The organism is Candidatus Accumulibacter vicinus (assembly GCF_000584955.1).
Lineage (GTDB): Bacteria > Pseudomonadota > Gammaproteobacteria > Burkholderiales > Rhodocyclaceae > Accumulibacter > Accumulibacter vicinus.
Window position 1 is genome coordinate 149,311 of the sequence record NZ_JDSS02000020.1, and the last position, 1,897, is coordinate 151,207.

The 1,897-nt window shown below is 67.3% G+C and carries 2 protein-coding genes; both read left to right on the forward strand.

Annotation, left to right across the window (positions count from 1 at the left end; all coding sequences use genetic code 11):
- The first annotated feature begins 175 nt into the window (after positions 1 to 175).
- Complete coding sequence (locus CAPSK01_RS08800; RefSeq protein ID WP_034925337.1) at positions 176 to 559, forward strand: DUF6394 family protein; 384 nt, start codon at positions 176 to 178, stop codon at positions 557 to 559.
- A 13-nt stretch (positions 560 to 572) separates the two neighbouring features.
- Positions 573 to 1,897, forward strand: a 1,325-nt coding sequence (locus tag CAPSK01_RS08805; RefSeq protein WP_273703371.1) for a potassium channel protein, incomplete at its 3' end; no start/stop codon positions are given.

Sequence of the window (1,897 nt, forward strand, 5' to 3'; positions counted from 1 at the left end):
GCCGGGTCAGCGCGCGCAGCAGACGGCGGCGGACCTTGGCCTGCACTTTGCGTTACGGCGCTGACGCCTACGACATCTACGGCCGCCGTTTTCTTTCCGCCCGCCGCGGCGTATGCTGTCGACCTATGCCCGCACGCTTGGCGTGGCGACTGCCCCCAACCCGGAGAGAGTGTCCATGAACCTGGAAAAAGTGGTTTTCGGTTTCTTCATCGTCCTTGCCGCGACACTCAACTTCGGCTTCTTCATCGGCGACATCGATCAGCCGATGCATCACCACATCTACGAGCTGTTTGCCGCCATCGTCGTCAACCTGATCGCCACCGTGCTCAAGTTCGGCGACCGCACGCAGATCGGCGCCGTGCACCTGTCGACCAGCCTGGTCGCCGACCTCCAGCTCGTTGCCGCCGCCTGCGTCTGGGCCTACGCGGTGCACGTCGGCGGCGAGGGAATGTCGCCCGAAGTTACCACCAGCGTCGTCTCGCTGAGCGGTGGCGCGCTGTTCGCCAACGTCGTCTCGGTCGTCCTGCTGATTGCCGAAACCGTGATGCTGCGGCGCTAACGGCGGCGCCGCGATGAACACCGGCGTCCTGTTTCTCGCCTTGCGGCGCATGCGCGCGCCGCTGATCGTCCTGATCGTCATCTACGCGGTGTCGACGCTCGGCCTGACGCTGGTGCCCGGGGTCGACGCCGAAGGCCGGCCGGCGCCGCCGATGAGCTTCTTCCACGCCTTCTACTTCGTCAGCTACACGGCGACGACGATCGGTTTCGGCGAGTTGCCGAACGCCTTTTCCGATGCCCAGCGGATGTGGGTGACGGCGTCGATCTACCTCTCGGTCATCGGCTGGTCGTACTCGATCGTCAGCCTGCTGGCGCTGGTGCAGGACAAGGGCTTCCAGCAGGTGCTGCTGACCAGCCGCTTCGCGCGCCGCGTCAGCCAGCTCGGCGAAGCCTTCTACATCGTCTGCGGCTGTGGCGAGACCGGCCTGCTGATCGCCAGGGCGCTGGACCACGACGGAATTCGCGTCGTCGCCGTCGAGCGCTCCGAGGCGCGCGTCCAGGAACTCGAACTGGAGGACTTCTCGGCCGACATCCTCGTCCTGTGCGCCGACGCGGCGCAGCCGCAGCACCTCCTGATGGCCGGACTGCAGCATCGGAGCTGCCGCGGCGTGCTGGCGATGACCGACGACGACGCGGCCAATCTGGCCATCGCCATCGCCAGCCGCCTGATCAATCCGCGGCTGCGCATCGTCGCCCGCGTCGCCAGTCCGGCGATCGAGGCCAACATGATGTCCTTTGGCACGCACTACGTCGTCAACCACTTTGAAAAGTTCGCCGACTACCTGGCGCAAGCGATCCACTCGCCGAACTGGTTTCGCCTGGTCGACCTGCTGACCGGCCTGCCGGGTCAGCAGGTTCCCGAGCGCCACGACCCGCCGGCCGGCGACTGGGTGGTCTGCGGCTACGGCCGATTCGGGCAGGCCGTGGTGCGCAATCTCGGACGCCAGGGAGTCGAGCTGGCGGTCATCGACCCCAATCCGACGCTGCCGGCCGGCGTCCGCCACGTCGTCGGCCAGGGCACCGAAGCAGCGCCGTTGCGCCAGGCCGGCGTCGAAACCGCGGTGGGAATCGTCGCCGCGAGCGACAACGACACCAACAACCTGTCGATCGCCATGACCGCCAAGGAAGTCAACCCGGATCTCTTCGTCGTCCTGCGCCAGAACCGCGTCGCCAACCAGATCCTCTTCGACGCCTACGACGCCGACTTCACGATGGTGCCGTCGCGCATCGTCGCCCGCGAGTGCCTGGCGCTGATCACCTCGCCGCTGCTCGCGCGCTTCCTGAAGCTCGCTCGCGCCTGGCCGGAGTCGCGCGCCGCCGACCTCGCCAGCCGCCTCGA

Bases quoted from the DNA above. Each gene is read 5' to 3' on its own strand.
- CAPSK01_RS08800 (WP_034925337.1), top strand. From the start codon at position 176: ATGAACCTGGAAAAAGTGGTTTTCGGTTTCTTCATCGTCCTTGCCGCG.